This is a genomic window from Sulfitobacter sp. S223, assembly GCF_025143825.1.
Classification (GTDB): domain Bacteria; phylum Pseudomonadota; class Alphaproteobacteria; order Rhodobacterales; family Rhodobacteraceae; genus Sulfitobacter.
Window position 1 is genome coordinate 1,477,932 of the sequence record NZ_CP083560.1, and the last position, 20,462, is coordinate 1,498,393.

Consider the following 20,462-nt stretch of genomic DNA (forward strand, 5'->3'; position numbering starts at 1 on the left):
CCATGTTCGATATTGGCATGACCGAAATGCTGGTGGTGGGGGTTGTGGCGTTGATCGTCGTAGGCCCCAAGGATCTGCCGGTGATGTTTCGCCGCGTAGGCCAGTTTGTCGGCAAGGCCAAAGGTATGGCGCGTGAGTTTACCAGCGCCATGAACGATGCTGCCGACCAATCGGGTGTACGCGAAGTAACCAGCGGGATTAACAAATCGCTTAAAGCGGCGACCAACCCGATTGGCACTGCGATGGATGGCGTGAAGGATGCAGCCAGCTCTCTGACCAACATCGATCCGGAAAGCGAGACGGGCAAGCTGTCAGCTGAGCGTGCGGAAAATGCGGCGCGTATTCAGGCCAATAGCGCCCGCATGGCCGCCGAACGCAAAGCACGCGAAGCCAAGGAAGCGTTGGCGAAAGCGGACGAGCTGGAAGCATCGTTGCAAGACAAGCTTGCGGAAAAGAAAGCGGACTCATGAGCGCCACTGACAATGATATTGACGACAGCGCCGCGCCGCTGATCGAGCATCTGGCCGAGCTGCGTACCCGGCTCATCCGCTCGGTGCTGGCATTTGTGGTCGGAATGATCATCTGCTTTTCATTCGGCAGCATGATCCTTGATTTCCTGCTGGTCCCGATCGAAAAAACCATGCGCAATCTGGGCAACCCCAATCCTGTGATGCAGTACACTGCGCCGCAGGAATACTTCTTTACGCTCATCCGCATCTCGATGGTGGGCGGGCTTGCGATCAGCTTTCCGGTGATTGCGAACCAGCTTTGGCGCTTCGTGGCGCCGGGATTGTATAAAAACGAGAAGAATGCATTTTTGCCATTTCTAGTGGCCTCACCGGTACTGTTCCTGATCGGGGCTGCTTTTGCGCATTATGTGGTTGTACCGCTTGCGATGCAGTTCTTCTTGGGCTTCTCGGACGCAGCCTCCTACATCTCTGCGCTGATCGTGACGGGGGAGGTGAACACCTCTGGCATCGATATTGTTTTTAACGGCAAGGTAAACGAAAGCCTTGATATCACGTTGAAAATGATCGTGGCCTTCGGGTTGTGCTTTCAGCTTCCTGTGCTGCTGACCTTGATGGGCAAAGCGGGATTGGTGACAGCCGAAGGTCTGGGCAACGTGCGCAAATACGCGGTTGTTGGCATCTTGTTGCTGGCCGCGTTGGTCACCCCGCCGGACGTTGTGACACAGGTGATCCTGTTTGTTGTGGTCTACGGGCTGTACGAGATTTCGATCTTTCTGGTGAGCCGGGTCGACGCCAAGCGTGAAAAGCAACTGCGCGAGGATGGCTTTTATGACGACGAAGAAGATGCCGACGCGGATTTCGAGGCGATGGCTGATGAGATGGAGCGTGAAGATTCGATCGTAGAAGACCAAAAGGACCGCGATCAATGATAGACGATCCTATGGACCGGATTGCAGCGGCGCTGGAGCGAATGTCTCCGGCGCCGCTTGCAGCGCCTGATTTCTCTGAAGCATCGGCTTTTGTCTGGCACACTGCGCCTGACCGGCTGGAGCCGGTGGCGAAGGTTTCTCGTGTTGATATCGCTTTGCTGCTGGGGGTGGAGCGTTCGCGCGATACCTTGCTCACGAACACCGCCCAATTCGCAGCTGGTCTTCCTGCGAACAACGCCTTGCTTTGGGGCGCGCGTGGGATGGGGAAATCCAGCCTGGTCAAGGCAGTACACGGCGCACTTCAAGCCGATTTCCCGGCTCTGAAGATGGTTGAGCTGCAACGCGAAGACCTTCCATCCGTGGGGCGGCTGCTCAACCTGCTGCGTGGATCATCCGAACGGTTTATCCTGTTTTGTGACGATCTTAGCTTTGGTCATGATGACGCGCACTATAAGTCGCTCAAGGCGGTGCTGGATGGCGGGATCGAAGGGCGGCCTGAGAATGTCGTGCTTTATGCCACTTCGAACCGCCGTCACCTGATGCCCCGCGACATGATCGAAAACGAACGTGGCTCTGCGATAAATCCTGCTGAGGCGGTGGAAGAGAAAGTCTCGCTTTCGGATCGCTTTGGTCTGTGGCTGGGCTTTCATCCCTGTGATCAGGACCAGTATCTGGCGATGATCCGTGGCTATTGCGATGCGCATGGTGTGAAGATCAGCGATGAAGACCTGCGCGCGGAAGCGATTGAATGGCAAGCCACACGCGGCAGCCGATCAGGTCGGGTTGCATGGCAGTTCTTTACCGATTTGGCCGGGCGCAGAGGCGTGGCATTGTCCTAGTACAGCGGGTGTACTGATCGATCCTGATTTGGCGTTGCGCAGTAAAGTATCTGCAATAAGCAGACCTCGAGAAGGGAACGCACAGCATGATTGCCTATGTTACTGTCGGTGCCGATGACATTGCCCGCGCAAAACGGTTTTATTCTGCCTTCCTGCCTGCCCTTGATTACGGACTTAAAGAGGGGCCAGAGGGGCTAAGCTATGCGCTGCCCGTACAACCGGGGCAGCATCCCGTATTGCCGGATTTCTACGTGAAACCAACGTTTAATGGGCAACCCGCCACAGCGGGGAACGGTGCCATGATCGCGTTTGAAGCACGCAGTCAACAGCAGGTCCGCGAACTTCATTCTGCGGCACTTGCCGCAGGTGGCTACGATGAAGGCCAGCCAGACTTTCGCGCCTCCTATGGCCCTCATTTCTTTGTGTGCTACCTGCGCGACCCGCAGGGCAACAAGATCGCACTATTCTCTAACGACCCGACCGAACCGGGACGAGAAGATTGATATAGCCTAAAGGTGCACGGGCATCGCCTGCAAAGAAAAACAGCGGCGCACCTGCGATCGTAGATTAGTTCAGGAACGGGTTTGGATCGACGCTGTCAAAGCCTTTGCGGACTTCAAAGTGGACGAATGAATCATTGCCGCCGCGCAGTTTTGCGATGCTTTGACCGCGCGAGACACTATCGCCCTTGACGACACTGACATCCGTTACGTTTGCATAGACGGTGAGCAGGTTATCTGGGTGACGTACTACGACGATTGGAACACCGTCGGCGCTTTTGGTGATGGCGGCAACAGTGCCGGCATCGGCCGCTTTGACGGCAGTGCCCGGCGCGGCCTTGATGTTGATACCTTCGTTTTTACCCTTCGCATATTCGCGAATGATGGTGCCGTTGACCGGACGCACAAGCTTGCCTGTCGCGGCAGGCGCAGTGGTTTTGCCGACATCAGCCACAGGTTTGCTTGGCGCAGTGGGCTTGGGGGCAGCGGCAGCTACGGTGGTCGCAGTTGTTGCGACAGTCGCAGGCGCAACGGCAGGTTTAACCTTTTCGGCAGGCAGCGGTTTTGTCGCTGAAGGAGGTGTGGGCGTTGTGGAGCCTTGGCCTGGCAATGTCGTCGCAACAGCGGCGGTTTGCGCCGGCGCTGTCCTTGGCGGGTTCTGCGAAGCAACGGGAATCAGGAGGAACTGGCCTTCACGGATTGCAAAGTCAGCGCCAAGCCCGTTCCACGTGGCCAGATCCTTGACCGGCACAGAATAGAGGCGGGCAACGGTGAATGCGGTTTCTCCGCGCTCTACCTTGTGGCGTGTCGGCTCTTTGCCGGTTTGAGCTTGCGGTGCGTTGATCGGTGCGAGCGTGGTTGTTTGCACCCCTGGCGTTGCCGGTGCATTGTTGATGGCGTTTCCGGCGACAGAGGAAATATCAACGGGTTTGATCGGGCCGGTGGACGCTGCGCCCGTGGCGGGGGACGGTTCAGCCACGCGCGTTGGCAATGCAATGATTTCGTCTTTGCGCAGCGTGACTTGCGGGTCAATGCCGTTGAACTTTGCCAAGGTAGCGGTATCCACACCAACGCGTCTTGCCACATCTGCCAGCGTGTCACCGCGGCGGGCCACTACAACCTGATAGTTGGGATAGGAAATGACGCCGCGGTCATCCGGCGTTGGACGAGGGGCAAGGGGCGCTTGCGCTGCATTGGCCGTTGTAAAGCCGCCGCCCAGACCACGCAGATCGAAATCAAGCGGGTCCGAACATCCTGCAAGAGTGAGACAAGCAGCACCCGCAAGAAGCGAACGCCGCGTGGAAACGCGTATCTTCAGAAAAGTCATCTTGATGTCCTTGTCACTGCCCATCTCGTGTCCCCGAGATTTCCGCCTTCTATACCAGATTATGTGTCTTTGCCCAACCCTTCGAGCAATGGAACGAAGCGAACTGCGCGCATTTCGTCATATTCCAGCCCTTCGGCGGTTTTCCGCACACGGATCAAGTGCTGAACCGTGTCCGACTGACCTACGGGCAGCACCATTATGCCACCTTCCTTAAGTTGGGCGAGCAGGGGGCCGGGCGGGTCCTCGGCTGCGGCCGTCACGATGATCCGGTCAAAGGGGGCCTGTTCGGGCAGGCCATAGCTGCCGTCGGCTGTGATGGCCGTGATGTTGTTGAGATCAAGCGCGTCAAAGATGCCGCGCGCTTCTTGAACAAGGCGGCGGTGGCGGTCGATCGTATAAACGCGGCGCGCCAGCTTTGAGAGAATAGCGGCCTGATAGCCCGACCCGGTACCGATCTCTAGCACTTTGTCGCGCGGTGATACTTCAAGCGCTTGGGTCATCAACCCGACGACGGAGGGCTGGCTGATGGTCTGGCCACAAGCGATAGGCAGGGGCATGTCTTCGTAGGCGCGCTCTGCGAAAATGCCGCGAATGAACGGGCCACGGTCGACGGCCTCCATTGCGCCCAACACCAGCTTGTCTGTTACACCCTTTGACCGCAGGGCGTAGAGAAACTGCATTTTCCTTTGCGCGGTCGTCTCATGATCATCGTGGCCGTCGTTCATGTGTTCAAGTCCGTGAAACTCTCGATGACATCGTGGGCGGTCAAATCAGCGCGCATCGGGGTCACGGATATATACCCTTCAAGGTTCACGTCTGCGTCTGTGCCGTCGGCAGGAGGCACTTGTTGATCGCCACCCGTGATCCATAGAAACCGTCGCCCGTTCGGGGCATCATGGGGCAGAGTGGAAAAGTTCACCCCGGGTCTGCGGCCTTGCACTGCTAGACGGATGCCTTTGACGTCCGCAGCGGCCACGGGGGGGAAGTTTACGTTCCAGAAAAGACCGTAACCGTTATGACTGCTTTCGTTTTGCGCCAAAATGCGGCGGCAAACATCAGCGCCATGTTCTACAGCAGCCTCGAACGGATTGTCCAAAGTACGGTTTGCCGGGCCATAATACTGTGACAGCGCAATTGACGGGACGCCCTGCAATGCGCCTTCGATCGCAGCACCAATGGTGCCGGAGTAGAGCGTATTCTCGGCCGCGTTATTGCCGCGATTGACGCCAGAAAGCACGAGATCAGGGCGGGCATCTTTCATCGGATCATAAAGCGCGCAAAGGATGCAATCGGCGGGGCTGCCTTCAATCATATAGCGGCGGTCTTCGAGACGGGTGATCAGGGTCGGTTTGGTGTAGTTGATGCAATGGGCCACGCCTGATTGCTCAAACGCGGGCGCAACGATCCAGACTTCGCCCTGCGGGCCCGCCAGCGTTGTGGCGATGCCTTCCAGAACCTTTAGCCCCGGTGCATTGATGCCGTCGTCATTGGTGATCAGAATACGCATGAAATTGCCCCTTTGCGCCTTGATAGGCGAGGCGCGTCAGACGGGCAAGCGAGGGGGGGCTTATTTCTGGAGTATTGCCAGCAAGCGTGCTGCTTCTGCATGAATATCGGTAAGCGTCGCACGATCTTCGCCCGGGAAGAAACGCGCGCGGGTGGCTGTGGGCAAAGGTTCGGGCGTCAGGATATCCACACGCGGGCCAATGCGGGCTGTTTCGGCCTGCCAGCTGCGGGCAATCGCAATCTGCGCGCCTTTGGTTGCTCCGTAGCTGCCAAAGAACTTCTCTCCGACAACCGGATCTTCGAAGAAGACCGCGCGGCCTGCTTCACCCAGCAATGGTGCGACATAGTTGATCAAAGTCGCTGTTGCGGTGATGTTGGACGCGATGGATTTTTCCAGGTCTTTTGCATCGATATGATCGCTGGGCGTTAGGGGCGCAACATGGATTGCTGTGTGCAGCCATAAATCCAGACCGCCCCAGCGATCATGGATACCACGGCACAGCGTCTGCATGGCGGCACTTGTGGTGACATCCATCGGGGCCAATGTGGCGCTGCCGCCCTTGGCCTTGATCCGGTCGTCAAGCTCTTCGAGCGCGCCAACGGTGCGGCCCACAGCGATGATGTGGTGGGTGGGGGCCAGCGCCTCGGCCAAAGCGGCACCAAGTCCGCGCGAGGCGCCTGTGATCAATGCAGTTTTCTGTGTCATAGCTAGGCATATGCGCGGGAGAATGCGCAAGGTCAAGGGGGGCCGGACGGAGTGGTTTTAGCCGCGCGGCATTTTCATGATCTGCTGCGTGCCGTTGCGCGACAGGACCAGCTGGTCTGCATCTATCGCCTGAATGATCCCGCCACGAATGGTGTCACCCACAGTCACGGTTTGGGTGTCGCCCTGCGGCATTCGGATCAGGGCGCGGGGGGCACCTTGGGTGCCGAAAATCCCGATGAGCGCGATACGGTCCAACTGCACGGCTTGCGTGGCAAGTTGTTCAACCTTCTGCGGTGTCGGTGTGCCGGCGTCTTGAGTAGACATGATTGCTCCTTGTTGATGTTTCGCGGGAGCTATCCAGTCTTGGTGTCAGGATGAAGGGTCGTTTGACGCCCTCGGCAGAGCTTTGCCACAGGATCGGCGGATTGAGGCCGTTAACGTTTGAGGTGGTAGGAAAAGGTCAGCCGCGCAAGGTGGTCGATGGCCTGCAATGGCAGTGGCCGATCTAGTGCTAGTCGAAGTGCGCGGTTGGTTTCATATTGAAATTCAGTGGGATAGATTTCTTGCATAGTGGCGCTGAGCGTTGTTTTGCAGTCCACAAAAAGCGCAAGTGTCTGCGGTGCGTTATCCTGCCACATAAGCCGAAGTGTGCTGCCCTGACGCGGGCGAATAGGTCGCCATGCGGGTTGACCCCATTTCAGGCTCTCGGTCAGAGGTCCCGCACCCGATCCCGCGGCTGCAGCAAGAATCACTGCGCGCATGTCAGTGAAAGCAGCGCGCGCGGGGGCGGGCCATAGCGATAGGGTTGCAGCAAAAGGATCAGCCATGTTCACAGTATAGCACAAACTTGCTGACACTTAATGTCAGCAAGTTTGATATGGTCATGGGCAATATATGGATCTGTCCGACCCTAGAAGGTCAGGGCGGGCCGCTATTCAGCGGCAGGCTTCATCACGAACCCGCTTTCGACCTTGTCGGTTGGTGTCACAGGATATTCGCCCGAGAAGCAGGCATCACAGTATTGCGGGCAAGATTTATTGCGGCCCTCTGCTTCACCTACCGCACGGTACAGACCGTCCAGCGAAATGAATTTCAGACTGTCGACGCCGAGATGCTCGCGCATCTCTTCTTCCGACATGGTGGCTGCAAGCAGTTTGTCGCGGTCCGGCGTGTCCACACCGTAGAAGCATGGCCATGACGTGGGCGGGGACGCGATGCGAAAGTGGACCTCGGCAGCGCCGGCATCAAGAATCATCTCCTTGATTTTGCGGCTGGTCGTGCCTCGGACCACGGAATCGTCTACCAGAATGATCCGTTTCCCTTCCACCAATGCGCGGTTGACGTTCAGCTTCAGGCGGACACCCATGTTCCGGATGCTCTCGGTCGGTTCAATGAATGTTCGGCCCATGTATTGATTGCGGATGATGCCCATAGCGTAGGGAATGCCGCTTTCGAGGCTGAACCCGATTGCGGCAGGGGTGCCGCTGTCGGGGACAGGGCAAACCATGTCGGCTTCTACCGGGGCCTCTTTGGCCAGTTCGCGGCCAATCGCTTCGCGGGTTTCATAGACCGAACGACCACCAAGAATGCTGTCAGGGCGGGAGAAGTAAACATGTTCGAAAATGCAGAACTTGGAAGGCTGGCGGCGGAAGGGGAAGTGGCTTTGCACACCCTCTTCGGTGATCACAACCATTTCGCCCGGCTCAATCTCACGGACGAAATCGGCACCGACGATATCCAGCGCACAGGTCTCTGAGCTAAGCGCATAGCCGTCGCCGAGTTTGCCAAGCACCAATGGGCGCACGCCAAGCGGGTCCCGTACACCGATCAGCTTCGTACGGGTCATGGCAACGATTGAAAACGCCCCCTCAACACGGCGCAATGCGTCTTCCATCCGCTCGGGGATGTTGCGCTGCAAGGAACGCGCCATGAGGTGGATGATACATTCACTGTCGCTTGATGACTGAAAAATCGAACCGCGTTCGATCAATTCGCGGCGGAGCGCATTGGCGTTGGTGATGTTGCCGTTATGCGCAATCGCTGCGCCACCCATGGCGAATTCGCCAAAGAAGGGCTGCACGTCGCGAATAGCGGTCTGGCCTTTGGTGCCGGCGGTGGAATAGCGCACATGCCCGATGCCTATCGGGCCGGGCAGGGTTTCCATGACTTTTTGGCTGGTAAAGTTATCGCGGACGTAACCAAAACGGCGGGCAGATTGGAAACCCACCTCTGGGTCATGGGTGACAATGCCGCCTGCTTCCTGCCCGCGGTGTTGCAACGCATGCAATCCAAGGGCAACGAAATTGGCTGCATCCGTAACACCGACAACGCCGAAAATCCCGCATTCTTCCTTTAGTTTATCATCATCACCTGCATCGGTCAGGTAAGATGTGTCAAAGGGATGGGCGGGGGGCATTGTCTTGGGCGGGGTATGGGACAAGGGAGCGCTCCTGAGGCCGTCAAGGGATAGGGGTGTATTACGAAACTCTGCGCGCAGAGTCACGCTGCGATTAAGAGGTTTGTTTTGTCACGTCCAACCATCCGGCAGATATCCGCAAGGACACCCGCCGAGGCATATTTTCAAGCGTTTTAGAGAGAGAAATTCCCCTGAATACCCCAAGCGCCGATTACTCGGCTGAACAGCTTGAGACGAGCTCTTCGTATTTCCCGGTAATCCAGCCAAGTGCCTGATCAGGATCGGAGTTCTGGATGTCATCGGTGAAGCGGCCGAAGACGACCGAAGAGCGGCTTTCATCAACCACAGTGAACTGTTGGCCGGTGATGACAGTGGAATAAACAAAAAAGCCGATTGCAACCAGCAAGATACCGCGCGCCACGCCGAAGACAAACCCGAGAGCCTGATCAAAGCCTCCGAGAATCGAGCGTTGAACAAGCGATGAGAACAAGGGCGTAAAGAGCGATACAATCACAAGGGTAATTGCCAGTACCAGCGTGAAGGCCCCGATGATTGACAGCTCACAGCTGTCGGCAAGAAATTCACCAATAACCGGTATCTCGCGAACCAAAGGTTCGACTTGGGGTGCGAATAGATAGGCAAGCACTGCTGCTGCAATCCAGCCGACAATGGCCATCAGCTCACGTACAAAGCCGCGGCCATAAGCAAGCAGCGCCGACATCACAATGACCAGCGCCACAACGCCGTCAATGATGGTAAAACCTTCCATGCTCGTCTTGCCTTTCTTCAGGGCGCGTTAACCAGCGCCAAATATTTCACCCACAAACGCCGTCAGGTCGGCCATCGGTCTAAGCGTAATACCCTCAACGCCTACAGCCTTGCCACCCTTGGGTGCGATTGCGGAGGTAAAACCAAGTTTTTGCGCTTCTTTCAACCTGTTTTCGGTCTGCGTCGCAGGACGTAACGCGCCAGAGAGGCTAAGCTCCCCAAAAACCACGGTTTCTGCGGGCAAGGCTGCATCCTCGCGTGCGCTCAAAAGCGCGCAGGCAACAGCCAGATCGGCAGCCGGCTCCGAAATCTTCATTCCGCCGGCCACATTGAGATAGACATCCAGCCCTGCGAAGGGAATCCCGCAGCGTGCTTCAAGCACGGCCAAAATCATAGCCAGCCGCCCGCCGTCCCAGCCGACAACCGTGCGGCGGGCCTGCGAATGGGGCGAGGGGGCCACAAGGGCCTGTATCTCTACCAATACGGGGCGGGTGCCCTCGATACCGGCGAATACAACAGATCCGGCTGAGGGCGCACCCCGTTCGGACAAGAACAGCGCAGAGGGGTTGGTAACCTCGGCCAATCCGCGGCCAGTCATCTCGAATACACCAATTTCATCGGCGGGGCCAAAGCGGTTCTTGACCGAGCGCAAGATGCGGAAGGGGTGGCCGCGTTCCCCTTCGAAGTACAGAACAGTGTCCACCATGTGTTCAACCACCCGGGGGCCCGCGATCTGGCCCTCTTTGGTGACGTGGCCGACCAGAACAACAGAGGTGCCAGTGCGTTTGGCAAAGGAGGTCAGCTCGTGACTAGCGGCGCGCACCTGAGACACGGAACCAGGTGCGCTTTCGACGTTGTCCGCCCACATGGTCTGGATGGAATCGATGATGGCAAGGTCGGGGCGTTCCTTGTCCAGTGTGGTCAGGATGTCGCGCAGGTTGGTTTCGGCACCCAATTTTACGCTAGCGTCAGACAACCCCAGACGTTGCGCGCGCATGCGCACCTGCGCCGAGGCTTCCTCACCCGAGATATAGACGACCTTAAGGCCTTTGTTCGCGAAAGCAGCAGCCGCTTGCAGCAACAAGGTTGATTTCCCGATGCCGGGATCGCCGCCAACCAGAATGGCAGAGGCTGCGACCAGCCCGCCGCCCAAGACGCGGTCGAGTTCACCCAACCCGCTGAGCGTGCGCGGGGGCGGGGCCTCTTCTGTTGCCAGATCCATCAGCTCCATTGAGGTGCCGCGACGCGCACCCAATGTTTTTGACGGCGGGCCTGCGCTTATGCCCTTATCTTCCTGAATGGTGTTCCACTCGCCGCAATTATCGCAGCGGCCTGACCACTTGGGATGTTTCTCGGCGCATTTTGTGCAGGTGAAGGTGGTGGTTGCTTTTGCCATGGCGCGTTAGTGCCTTGGGCGGCAGTCAGGATCAATGGGAAAAGGTTCTGCCAGGCGTGGATAGGGCAGCGTGATCTTCATCCGCCGCGTGGTTCGTTCAACGGGTTAGAGGGGCAACGCGATGGAGCACAGGTCGGCTTTGCCGTCGTGATTATTCCGCTGCTTTTGGCAACTCATAAACGCTGTTGTCCAATGCTGTGCTATCAAGAGGCGTTTTGTCATCCTCTTCGATAGCTGAAACTTGCACGGTCGTTTCGCGGCCCAGTTGTGGCAAAATTTCACTCATTTCCTCAGACAAGCGGGCCAACTGTGCGGCAGCAACGCTTTCTTCCATCTCTACTTCATGCAGCCAGTGCTTCATCTCGGTTGAAATGGATTTGGCTTGGTCCAGACGGCTGTTAAACTGGCTGATCTCTTCCTGACGCTGCTTAAGAAAGTCACGGGCGCGGCCAATCTTTTCGTCCGAGTAGACTTCAGCCAGCTCACGGCTGATGTGGCTCATTTGTGCAGCAACCTCAAGTAGGGCAGGCTCAAGCGTGCTTAGGTCTGGGTGGTCGCGCAGATAGGCCAAACGCTCGCGTACGGCGTCGAATTCAGAGCTGAGCTGGAATGTGCGGCCACGGTCGGCGGCATGCACCGCGCCGTATGCACGGGCGACATCGTCCATCGACATGCTGAAGCGGCGATGTGAATTTTCAAGCTGCATGATGCGCGCATTGGCTGGCAGGAAAAAACAGATGCCCGCAGCCAGCACTGTCGCCGCGATCTGCACATACATGCCGGCATTCTCAACCGGTGCGCCAGCGTAGCTAAGCGGTAGGTCGATCCACGCCCAGAAACCCAAGGAAGCCATGATGGTTGCTGTTGTCAATGCAGCAGCACATGCGGCGAAGAAAAATAGCGCCAACCGCTGCATTAGATACTGAATAAAAAAGCCGACGGCTTTCAAGTTTTGCATGACCGATCCTCAGGCGAAAAAATAAGCAAAAATTCGCTTAGTCGAACCGGTTTCAGAGTAATCCGCTACCATTCGCTTGCAAAGGGAATTTAACCATGAACGCGTCAGATCTGCCGCCATTGTCCCCGTAAAGACACTTAATTCCGTGATCTCGATGACAATTGTTGTGTTTTCAAGCTTATGAGCAGGGACGCGATGATGCAAAAGGTAAACAAATAGAGGCCCCACGCGATTTCGATCCGTCCGATGCCGATTCCTTTTGATAGCGTGACGTAAAGTGCAATCAAAAAGACATCAGCCATCGCCAGCTTGCCCATGATCTCCAGCACTTTTTCGACCTTCGGGCTGAGAAGGTCAAAATGGATAAGCGCAAGGCCGATGGTTTTAATGTAGGGCGCGAAGAGTGCAAAAATCGTGACCACGAGGGCTAGAAATATATCAGAGGCCCAAAGCGACTGTAGGCCAGTCATCACTGAAATTTCGCTCAGGCCAAACAGCGGCAGCAGCCCTGCGCGCATCAAAGGTGCAAACCAGGATATCGGGTAAAGCACCAGCAGTGCCAGATTGGCAATGCGCAGAAGCGTCATGTGCGCCAGACACGATTGTATCGGCTGCCAAGGCTTGTCAGGATTTCATATCCGATGGTGTCCGCAAATCCTGCAACAGTGTCTACCGATTGATGAAGCCCTAGCAATTGAAGGGATTTCGGCGGCTCGGGCAGGTCGGTGACATCTACTGTGATCAGGTCCATCGACACACGGCCGATGACAGGAACTGCCATGTCACCTGCATGCATTTGTGCCTTCGGGCCCATAGCGCGGATCAGCCCGTCCGCATAGCCGGCCGAGATGGTCGCGACCTGCGAGGGGCGCTTGGCGGTCCAACTGTTTGCATAGCCGACGGTTTCGCCCGCTGCGACATCACGCACCTGAACGACAGGAATATCCAGCGTCACTACGGGTATCGCGTCAATGAACGGCAACCCTCCGTAAAGACCAACGCCCGGTCGGACCAGATCATAGTGGTAATCCGCGCCCAGAAGGATACCGCCCGTAGCAGAAAGAGAGCGGGGAACGTCGATCCCAGCGGTCATGTCGTCGAACGCCGCGCGCTGTGCTTCGTTCATGGCGTGGTTCGGATCGTCTGCGCAGGCAAGGTGCGACATAATCAGAGTCGGGTTCTGCGCCAAAGCGATGTCGCGCAAGGCCGACCACTCGGCGGGTTCCATGCCAAGACGGTTCATTCCGCTATCAAGCTGGAGCCCGAAAGGGTGGCCTGGCAGGGCTTCGACATGGCGCAGCATCTGGTCGAGCGAATTGATCAGCGGGGTAAGGCTCGCTGCCCTTATCGTCTCGGCATCACCGTCCATATGGCCCGAAAATACAGAAATAGAGGGGCCGGAGCCAAGCGCACGACGCAGGGCGACACCTTCTTCTGCCACGGCAACAAAGAACTGGCGTGCGCCTTGCGCTGCCAGATGTCGTGCCACGCGGTCCGCGCCAAGCCCGTAAGCGTCAGCTTTTACCACGGCGCCTGTTTCAGCCTGCGCGATATTCGCGAGGGCGCGCCAGTTTGATGCAATCGCATCGAGATCAATGGTCAGTGTTGCAGTGCTCATAAGGCAGGTTTTGACAGTCTGATCGTCCGCGTCAAGGCCATGCGCCTTGCAGGTTTACGGAATTTGCCAATAGCCGCGATTTCTTTCCCATTTTTTCTCGCCAATCAGGCAGTCATAGGGGGGCTGCGACTGTACCTTGGTCACTTTCGCTTGTGACCGGGCAGGGGCGGGAAGGGCGGCAATTTCCAGAACCATCTTGCGTTTTACGGCCGCGGGAAAGTCCCCCCAGCCAAGAACGGGCAACACAAAGGCGCCCGCCCCGCCGATGACACAGCGCGCATAATATGTATCCAAATCCGGAATGCCCCAGAGTTCGCTCATCGTATCGCGTGTCATGATCGGCAGTCCATTGATGGTGATCCGCTTGGAAAGTGCCTCGTCGCGGGCCAGCTGTACTGGCGCGCCCATGTTGTTGGGGCCATCGCCGGAAATGTCGATGACGCGGCGAAGTCCTTCAAAGCCGTTCGTCTCAAAACTATCGGCAGCATAGTATAATGCCGCTGATATGGATGTGCGCCGAAGGCTGTCATCATAATAGGCGTCAATCAGTGCGACGACTTCTTGCGCTTGCTCGGTCGTTGCAATTTCGGTCCAAGGGACAATCACGCGCTGGCTGTCTACGCCCGCCCATTCCACATAGGTCAGCGCGATCCGTCCCAGCAGGCCGTTCCTGATAGCGGTCATAACTTCGTCGGAGCCTAGCGCCTCTGAATAGCCGCGCCTTTGCAATTCCAGCTCTGCCGGTGACATGGAGCGTGAGACATCAACCGCCAGCACCAGTTCTACATCCACTTCGCGTGCCCAAAGGTGATGTGGCGGAAGGATGAGCAGCAAAAGAAGGAACAGGGTTCGCATGACCTTAGTGTGGATAGTCGGCCCACCTTTGTCCAATCACGAAATGAACCGGCAGCCGTTTTACTATGCGAAAGGGCGTTACGTAAGGTGAACTAAAACTTGCGAGGTGTTTCATCCACACTAGAGTGATCACAAAGAGGAGGAGACGATAATGAACACGATTGTAAAAATGCTTGTTCCGGCAGCTGTAATGGCGGCAGCGGGGGGCGCGGTTGCGAACCCGATTGATACGCAATTGCCAAGCGCACCTGCGTTGTCAGCCTATGGCGCGCTCCCTGTCGGCGTGCGCCAGCTTGAACTGGTTAACCCGGACCAGATCGACATTCTGGCGATTGATCCTGCCGCCGATAAACCCGCTGAAATGCCGCGCTATGACCGTCCGCTGACGGTCGAAATGTGGTATCCGGCAGCTGAAGGAGCGACCGGATCGACCGAATTAAAAGCCTACCTGCGTGATGGCACGACAGAAGTGACGCTGACAGGGCGTGCCATGCGTGATGCGGCACCTGCTGAACCTGATACAGCCTATCCGCTGGTTTTGATCAGTCACGGCTACCCCGGCAACCGCTTCTTACTGTCACATCTGGCCGAGAATTTGGCCTCTAAAGGCTATGTCGTGGCGTCTATCGATCATACCGATAGTACCTATCGCACGCAGGCGGCTTTTGGCTCTACGCTTGTTAACCGCTCGCTTGACCAGTTGTTTGTGCTGGACGAAATGGCTGGAAAAGCGGCTGAGGGCGGCGAGTTCTCCGGCCTATATAACGCCGACAACACAGGGTTGATCGGCTATTCAATGGGGGGATACGGCGCGATCATCACAGCCGGCGGCGGCGTGACAGAGGCATCTGTTGGCTACAGCTGGGGCGGCCCCCACGGAACGTTGGGCATCCATCAGGCCGGATCTGACACGCATAATGCCTTGCCCGATGCGCGGATCAAGACCGCAGTGGCCTTTGGCCCTTGGGGGATGAACACGGGATTCTGGGATGCCGAAGGGCTTGCCGGCGTCCAAATTCCAATGCTGTTCATCGCGGGATCACAGGATGATGTGTCGCTTTATGAAACAGGTGTGCGTGCAATCTGGGAGAATGTCAGCAATGTCGAGACCGCGCTGCTGACCTATACCAATGGTGGCCATAACTCCGGCGCGCCGATGCCAGCGCCTGCAGAGAGCTATTATTTCAACGAAGACAAAGGCTTTGATATCTCCGAACACTACACCGATCCGGTCTGGAACACCGCGCGCATGAACAACATCGCGCAGCATTTCGTTACCGCGTGGCTAGACGAACGTCTGAAAGGTGATGAGGCCGCGGGCGAGCATCTTGAGCTTGTCGAGAACTCGAATGACGGTGTCTGGTCTATGAATGAAGATGGCACGCCAAAGGCCGACCACAATTATTGGAAAGGCTTTGCCAAAGGCACAGCCAAAGGTCTGGTCTACGAGACCAAATCACCACAATAAATAACCGAAATTCTGGAAGAGGGCTGTGCTGATTGCGCGGCCCTTTTTACTTGGCTGACTGTGCAGTTCTAACTCTCTTGCCACAGGTAAATCAGGCCGGGAGTTTAACGCCGATGGTTAGATTGCCGACCGGAAAGTGCGAAACAGCAGAATTCTATGCACGTTAGAGTTGTTGCTTAAGGGCTTGAGTTGCATGTGGAATTGTAGGGCTCGGCGCAATCTGTGCACAGAGTTTTCCACCGCTCCTAGAATTCCTGATCATCCCCGTCTTGCTGCCATTGTTTTGCAAGGTTGCCGAAGCGGGTAAAGCGTCCTTCAAAACTCAGTTCGACCGTGCCGATGGGGCCGTGACGTTGCTTGCCGATGACCACTTCGGCACGGGCATGCAGGCGCTCCATTTCTTCTTGCCAGATCGCCATTTTATCCAGCTCGTGATCACCCGGTTTCTCACGTTCCTTGTAGTACTCCTCACGAAACACGAACATAACCACGTCCGCATCCTGCTCAATCGAGCCTGATTCACGAAGGTCAGAGAGCTGTGGGCGCTTGTCTTCGCGGTTTTCCACCTGACGCGAAAGCTGTGAAAGGGCGATGACCGGAATATCAAGTTCTTTGGCGATAGCCTTTAGGCCCATCGTAATCTCGGAAATTTCGTTCACGCGGTTTTCACTCTTGCCGGTGCCGCGTACCAGCTGGAGGTAATCGATGATCAACACGTCCAGACCATGGGTCCGTTTCAAGCGGCGCGCACGGGCGGCCAGCTGCGAGATCGGCAAAGCGGGCGTATCGTCGATGTAAAGCGGACAGGCTTCCAACGCCTTTGCGGCATCAACAAAGCGGCGAAACTCGGATTCTGTCATGTCACCGGAGCGGATTTGCTGGGACGGAATTTCTGAGGCTTCGGAAAGAATACGCGCGGCCAGCTGTTCGGCACTCATCTCAAGGCTATAGAAGCCAACGACACCGCCATCTATCGCGCCCTCGGTGCCATCGGGCAGGGTGCCACGCTTGTAAGCTTTGGCCACGTTGAACGCGATGTTCGTCGCAAGAGAGGTTTTACCCATCGACGGACGACCGGCAAGGATCAGAAGGTCAGAGCGGTGCAGGCCGCCCAGCTTCTTGTCCATATCAATGAGGCCAGTGGAAACACCGGACAGGCCTCCATCCCGTTGATAGGCAGCGTTTGCAACATTAACAGCGTCTGTTACAGCTTTGAGAAAGCTTTGGAATCCGCTCTCTACCTGACCTTGCTCAGCCAGTTTGTAAAGCTGCTGTTCGGCCTCAACGATCTGTTCGCGTGGCTCGTTCGCAACATCAACGGTCGCCGCTTTGGCCGCGATATCACGGCCCAATGCGATGAGATCACGGCGCACGGCCAGATCATAGATCATCTGGGCATAGTCACGCACGGCGAAGGCGGAAATTGCAGCACCGGCGAGACGGGCCAGATACGCTGGGCCACCAAGTTCTTTGAGGCCTTCGTCATCTTCCATGAACGCCTTGAGCGTTACAGGGCTGGCAAGATTGTTTTTAGCAATCCGCGCGGCAGCGATCTCAAAGATACGCGCGTGAACAGGGTCATAAAAATGCCGCGGCCCGATAACCGAGGCGACGCGGTCATAAATGTCATTGTTGGTCAGAATCGCGCCCAGAAGCTGCTGCTCTGCTTCGATGGAATGCGGCATGGTTTCGGCCGCCTGCACAGCGATGCCTGTCGTGTTCAGTGACGAAATCTCGTTCATGTTCTACCCCGATTTGACCCGTTGCTTTGCATAGCGAAGGGGCTGCGGGCACGCAAACTGTATGTTTTCTGTGGATAACTTGTGGAGGAAATGCGTGCACCACATCTTGCGATGAATTGGGCGCACGCGTCAACCTATGGTGTTACCCTTTACGGGCTTCCTGCCATTCACGGGGAGATTCCAGAAATTTTTCCACCTCGGCAAGCGTTGCTTCAGGGAATGCTTCCTGTGCTTTCGCTTCGGCCAGTACATCCCACCATGTGCACAGGTGATGCAGTTCGACACCGTGATCGCCCAGTGTCTTTCGGGTCTCGGGGAAGATGTCGTAGTAAAAGATTACTGCCGTGTGGGCACAGGTCGCACCGGTCTCACGAATCGCATCAACGAAGCTGAGTTTGGAGCCGCCATCGGTGGTCAGATCTTCGACGAGCAAGACACGCTGTCCTTCGCTCATGTCGCCTTCGATCCGCGCATTGCGACCATAGCCTTTGGGTTTTTTGCGCACGTAGGTCATCGGCAAAGCCATCCGCTCGGCCACCAGGGCCGCAAACGGGATACCAGCTGTTTCGCCACCGGCAATGTTGTCGAATGCCTCAAAGCCCGCGTTGCGCATCACGGTGATGGTCAGGAAATCCATTAGCGTAGAGCGGATGCGCGGATATGAGATCAGCTTGCGACAATCGATATAGCTCGGTGAGGGCAGGCCAGAGGCCAGCGTATAGGGCGTATCGGTATTAAAATTCACCGCTCCGATTTCCAGCAGCATACGGGCGGTGAGGCGGGCGATCTCGGAAGGATCAGGATATGTGGTGGGGATCATGTCGGTGGTCCTTCGGGGCAGGAATATTCAGAAAGCGAATTCAGGCGGTCCAGTGCAGGGTCATCTGCGGATCAAAGACGGTAACTGGGCCTTCGGGTGTTTCAATGTTCGACGGGAACTGCGCTTCTTCGCGTACCAGCGTAACGGTATCCTCGTTTGCGGGCAGGCCATAGAATGCAGGGCCGTTGAGCGAGGTGAATGCCTCAAGTTTGTCCAATGCGCCTTCCTGCTCGAACACTTCGGCAAGGATCGACATGGTGTTGGGCGCGGTAAAACAGCCTGCACAGCCGCAGGGCAGCAGTTTGTTCTCATCCGTATGGGGGGCGGAATCAGTCCCCAGGAAAAAGCGGGCGTCGCCCGATGTTGCCGCTGCACGCAAGGCAAGGCGATGCTCTTCGCGTTTGGCCACCGGCAGGCAGTAATAGTGAGGTTTGATGCCACCAGCGAGGATATGGTTGCGGTTGATCACCAGATGGTGCGTGGTGATCGTCGCGCCAAGGTTGGCGTCATTTGCCAGCACGTAGTCTACTGCATTTGATGTGGTGATATGTTCCATGATCACGCGCAGCTCCGGGTGGGCGCGGCGGATCGGGTCAAGCACCCGGTCGATGAACACGGCTTCGCGGTCAAAGATATCGACGGATGCGTCTGTCACTTCGCCGTGGGTGCAAAGGGGTAGGCCAATCTCTGCCATTTTCTCTAGCACTGCTGCGACTTTGGCAAAATCGCTGACGCCCGATGCAGAGTTTGTCGTCGCGCCGGCCGGATAAAGCTTCACGGCAGTGACAAGACCTTCGGCATGGGCCGCGGCAACATCCGCTGGGTCCGTGTCTTCGGTCAGATAGAGGGTCATCAGTGGCGTAAAATCGTCGCCCTGCGGAATGGCGGCAATGATCCGGTCGCGGTAGGCGCGGGCATCGGCGGAAGTGACCACCGGCGGCACCAGATTTGGCATGATAATCGCGCGGGCGAAATTGCGGGACGTATGTGGCAGCACGGCACGTAGCATATCGCCATCGCGCAGGTGCAAGTGCCAATCATCGGGACGGCGGATCGTGTGCGTTTGTGTCATGGCCCGCGTGCTAGCATGGGGCGCGGGGCCGCGCTATAGTCTTTCGGCAAAATCTGGTCTGCGCGCGGGCGGGGTGGTTAGCTATCGGCGGGGCTTTCGGGGGCAGTATCGTTGTCTGATGGCTGTGGATCTTGCTGCTTGGCTGCCAGTCGGCGGGCAAAGCGCGGGGCGTGCATGCGTGAGGTGACATTGCGCGCCAGCGCCTGCGCAAATGTCTCGCGTCCTTCCGCATCTACCGCTGCCAAAAGATTGCGCAAATAGGGCGGATGGGTTCTGCGGGCACGCATCATGCGGGCAAAGCCCGGGTCATCCAGCGTATCTTCGCAGATGGCCAGCAGAAGCGGGCCCAGCTGCTCCATCTCCAACAGATCGGTCTGGATCGCATCACCCATGTGGGGCAACCGCAATTTACGGGTGTTAGGGCGTGTGAACAGGGCAGCATGCATGGCGTCCAGCTGTTGGTGAGGGTCATACGCCACGAAGGCCTTAGCTGCTCCGTCAAGCATATCGGGCGCATAGCCGTAGCGGGATGTGAAATCCATCCGCCGCATAGGTTTGAAACGGTCGTCCCATTCGGTGATGCGGGGATCAAGTGTCGCTTGCGGCTGGACCGCAAGCACCCGCGCCCCGGGGGAGGCGACCGAGAAAGCAGCAGCAGCATAGCCGCACGGGCCTGCACCGTAGAAGATCACCTGTTCGAATTCATCAAAGAATCCATCATCAATCAGCCGGTCGAAATAGCCGTAAACAGCGCGGTCGCGAAACCAGGTGTCACCGTTTGATGCGATGCAAAGGCTTGACCAGCCGTGTTGCTGCATCATTTCCCAACCAAGCGGTTGGGCCAGTGACGAAAGCGCGGGTATGCCTTGAAGCGTCTCGAATGTGACCAGCAGTGTGGCGGATTTTTCGACAAATGCAGCATAGTGGCGTTTGCCCAATTGCTCAAAGTAACCGTCTTCGTCACAGAGCTGTTCAACAGCTGCCAGCCAGTCTGATTTCTTCATGCCGGCAAGCGACGTCTGGAAATTCAGGGTATCATCGGCCATCTGCGCATCCTCAATTTGCCCCGTAT

At 57.0% G+C, this 20,462-nt stretch carries 22 protein-coding genes; 5 read left to right on the forward strand and 17 right to left on the reverse strand.

The window, feature by feature from the left end:
• The first annotated feature begins 2 nt into the window (after positions 1–2).
• From tatB to K3757_RS07130, 4 genes are all read left to right on the forward strand, one after another.
• A complete protein-coding gene (gene tatB / locus K3757_RS07115; RefSeq protein ID WP_260000547.1) occupies positions 3–470 on the forward strand; it encodes a Sec-independent protein translocase protein TatB in 468 nt (155 codons plus the stop codon).
• Positions 467–1,399 (forward strand): twin-arginine translocase subunit TatC, encoded by a 933-nt coding sequence (gene tatC, locus K3757_RS07120; RefSeq protein WP_260000550.1) that lies wholly within the window; start codon positions 467–469, stop codon positions 1,397–1,399. The genes tatB and tatC overlap by 4 nt, the downstream gene beginning before the upstream one ends.
• A complete protein-coding gene (locus K3757_RS07125; RefSeq protein WP_260000552.1) occupies positions 1,396–2,238 on the forward strand; it encodes an ATP-binding protein in 843 nt (280 codons plus the stop codon). Before tatC ends, K3757_RS07125 begins: the two co-directional genes overlap by 4 nt.
• An 86-nt stretch (positions 2,239–2,324) precedes the next feature.
• Positions 2,325–2,741, forward strand: a complete 417-nt coding sequence (locus K3757_RS07130) for a VOC family protein (RefSeq protein WP_260000554.1) — start codon at positions 2,325–2,327, stop codon at positions 2,739–2,741.
• Between the two features lie 64 nt (positions 2,742–2,805).
• Here K3757_RS07130 and K3757_RS07135 read toward each other — a convergent pair whose 3' ends face one another.
• From K3757_RS07135 to K3757_RS07195, 13 genes are all read right to left on the reverse strand, one after another.
• The gene (locus K3757_RS07135) at positions 2,806–4,065 is read right to left on the reverse strand and encodes a peptidoglycan DD-metalloendopeptidase family protein (protein WP_260000556.1); all 1,260 of its coding nucleotides are present in this window, start codon (positions 4,063–4,065) and stop codon (positions 2,806–2,808) included.
• A 59-nt stretch (positions 4,066–4,124) separates the two neighbouring features.
• Positions 4,125–4,790 carry a protein-L-isoaspartate(D-aspartate) O-methyltransferase gene (locus K3757_RS07140; RefSeq protein WP_260000558.1) on the reverse strand — a complete coding sequence of 222 codons (666 nt, stop codon included), beginning with the start codon at positions 4,788–4,790 and terminating at the stop codon, positions 4,125–4,127.
• Positions 4,787–5,572: a 5'/3'-nucleotidase SurE gene (gene surE / locus K3757_RS07145; protein WP_260000560.1), complete on the reverse strand. Its 786-nt coding sequence runs from the start codon at positions 5,570–5,572 to the stop codon at positions 4,787–4,789. Before surE ends, K3757_RS07140 begins: the two co-directional genes overlap by 4 nt.
• Positions 5,573–5,632: 60 nt before the next feature.
• Complete coding sequence (locus K3757_RS07150) at positions 5,633–6,277, reverse strand: SDR family oxidoreductase (RefSeq protein ID WP_260000562.1); 645 nt, start codon at positions 6,275–6,277, stop codon at positions 5,633–5,635.
• A gap of 57 nt (positions 6,278–6,334) precedes the next feature.
• Positions 6,335–6,601 carry a type II secretion system protein N gene (locus K3757_RS07155; RefSeq protein WP_260000564.1) on the reverse strand — a complete coding sequence of 89 codons (267 nt, stop codon included), beginning with the start codon at positions 6,599–6,601 and terminating at the stop codon, positions 6,335–6,337.
• Positions 6,602–6,711: 110 nt separating this feature from the next.
• Positions 6,712–7,104 (reverse strand): hypothetical protein, encoded by a 393-nt coding sequence (locus K3757_RS07160; RefSeq protein ID WP_260000566.1) that lies wholly within the window; start codon positions 7,102–7,104, stop codon positions 6,712–6,714.
• 104 nt (positions 7,105–7,208) lie between these two features.
• Complete coding sequence (gene purF, locus K3757_RS07165; RefSeq protein WP_260001208.1) at positions 7,209–8,693, reverse strand: amidophosphoribosyltransferase; 1,485 nt, start codon at positions 8,691–8,693, stop codon at positions 7,209–7,211.
• A 211-nt stretch (positions 8,694–8,904) separates the two neighbouring features.
• On the reverse strand, positions 8,905–9,462 hold the full coding sequence (locus K3757_RS07170; protein WP_260000567.1) for a CvpA family protein: 558 nt from the start codon (positions 9,460–9,462) through the stop codon (positions 8,905–8,907).
• 27 nt (positions 9,463–9,489) lie between these two features.
• On the reverse strand, positions 9,490–10,857 hold the full coding sequence (radA, locus tag K3757_RS07175; RefSeq protein ID WP_260000569.1) for a DNA repair protein RadA: 1,368 nt from the start codon (positions 10,855–10,857) through the stop codon (positions 9,490–9,492).
• A 151-nt stretch (positions 10,858–11,008) separates the two neighbouring features.
• Positions 11,009–11,806 carry a DNA repair protein gene (locus K3757_RS07180; protein ID WP_409202581.1) on the reverse strand — a complete coding sequence of 266 codons (798 nt, stop codon included), beginning with the start codon at positions 11,804–11,806 and terminating at the stop codon, positions 11,009–11,011.
• A gap of 146 nt (positions 11,807–11,952) precedes the next feature.
• Positions 11,953–12,402: a paraquat-inducible protein A gene (locus K3757_RS07185; RefSeq protein WP_260000573.1), complete on the reverse strand. Its 450-nt coding sequence runs from the start codon at positions 12,400–12,402 to the stop codon at positions 11,953–11,955.
• Complete coding sequence (gene alr, locus K3757_RS07190) at positions 12,399–13,433, reverse strand: alanine racemase (protein WP_260000575.1); 1,035 nt, start codon at positions 13,431–13,433, stop codon at positions 12,399–12,401. The genes K3757_RS07185 and alr overlap by 4 nt, the downstream gene beginning before the upstream one ends.
• A 54-nt stretch (positions 13,434–13,487) precedes the next feature.
• Positions 13,488–14,288, reverse strand: coding sequence for a DUF1194 domain-containing protein (locus tag K3757_RS07195; RefSeq protein ID WP_260000577.1), 801 nt, complete (start codon positions 14,286–14,288; stop codon positions 13,488–13,490).
• A 169-nt stretch (positions 14,289–14,457) separates the two neighbouring features.
• On the opposite strand from K3757_RS07195, the gene K3757_RS07200 reads away from it, so the two are divergent.
• Complete coding sequence (locus K3757_RS07200) at positions 14,458–15,756, forward strand: alpha/beta hydrolase family protein (protein ID WP_409202582.1); 1,299 nt, start codon at positions 14,458–14,460, stop codon at positions 15,754–15,756.
• Positions 15,757–16,001: 245 nt separating this feature from the next.
• Here K3757_RS07200 and K3757_RS07205 read toward each other — a convergent pair whose 3' ends face one another.
• The 4 genes from K3757_RS07205 to K3757_RS07220 all read right to left on the reverse strand — a co-directional run bounded on the left by K3757_RS07205 (position 16,002) and on the right by K3757_RS07220 (position 20,436).
• A complete protein-coding gene (locus tag K3757_RS07205) occupies positions 16,002–17,498 on the reverse strand; it encodes a replicative DNA helicase (RefSeq protein WP_260000580.1) in 1,497 nt (498 codons plus the stop codon).
• Between the two features lie 142 nt (positions 17,499–17,640).
• Positions 17,641–18,318 carry an orotate phosphoribosyltransferase gene (locus K3757_RS07210; protein ID WP_260000582.1) on the reverse strand — a complete coding sequence of 226 codons (678 nt, stop codon included), beginning with the start codon at positions 18,316–18,318 and terminating at the stop codon, positions 17,641–17,643.
• A gap of 40 nt (positions 18,319–18,358) precedes the next feature.
• The gene (gene pyrC, locus K3757_RS07215) at positions 18,359–19,390 is read right to left on the reverse strand and encodes a dihydroorotase (protein ID WP_260000584.1); all 1,032 of its coding nucleotides are present in this window, start codon (positions 19,388–19,390) and stop codon (positions 18,359–18,361) included.
• A gap of 77 nt (positions 19,391–19,467) precedes the next feature.
• Positions 19,468–20,436, reverse strand: coding sequence for a phosphoadenosine phosphosulfate reductase (locus tag K3757_RS07220; RefSeq protein WP_260000586.1), 969 nt, complete (start codon positions 20,434–20,436; stop codon positions 19,468–19,470).
• Between the last annotated feature and the right edge of the window lie 26 nt (positions 20,437–20,462).